This window comes from Paraburkholderia sp. SIMBA_027 (assembly GCF_046535315.1).
GTDB classification, from domain to species: Bacteria; Pseudomonadota; Gammaproteobacteria; order Burkholderiales; family Burkholderiaceae; genus Paraburkholderia; species Paraburkholderia tropica.
Genome location: NZ_JAWRWY010000181.1, coordinates 1 through 371, shown reverse-complemented (window position 1 = coordinate 371; position 371 = coordinate 1). Strand labels below are relative to the sequence as shown.

1 protein-coding gene and 1 pseudogene are annotated in these 371 nt (G+C 69.8%); both read left to right on the top strand.

All coding sequences use genetic code 11. The annotated features are described in order from the left end of the window. On the top strand, positions 1–206 hold a 206-nt coding region (locus SB764_RS38695), incomplete at its 5' end, for a pyridoxine 5'-phosphate synthase (RefSeq protein WP_410866563.1). Between the two features lie 16 nt (positions 207–222). After that, a pseudogene (locus SB764_RS38690) lies at positions 223–371 on the top strand (holo-ACP synthase); the annotation flags it as partial.

Sequence of the window (371 nt, the reverse complement as noted above, 5' to 3'; positions counted from 1 at the left end):
AGGCCGGCGCGCGACTGGGCCTGAAGGTCAACGCGGGCCACGGCCTGCATTACACGAACGTGCAGCAGATCGCCGCGATCGACGGCATCGTCGAACTGAACATCGGCCACGCGATCGTCGCGCACGCGATCTTCGCGGGCTGGGACAACGCGGTGCGCGAGATGAAGGCGATCATGGTCGCCGCGCGTCTCGCCGCACGCGCGTAACGCCGCGGCGCCGCGCATGGCGATCTACGGCATCGGCACGGACATCGTTCAGGTCAGCCGCGTGGCCGCGGTGATGACGCGCACCAACGGCCGCTTCGCCGAGAAGGTGCTCGGCCCGGACGAACTGCGTATCTATCACGCCCGCGAGGCCCGTTCGGCGGCGCG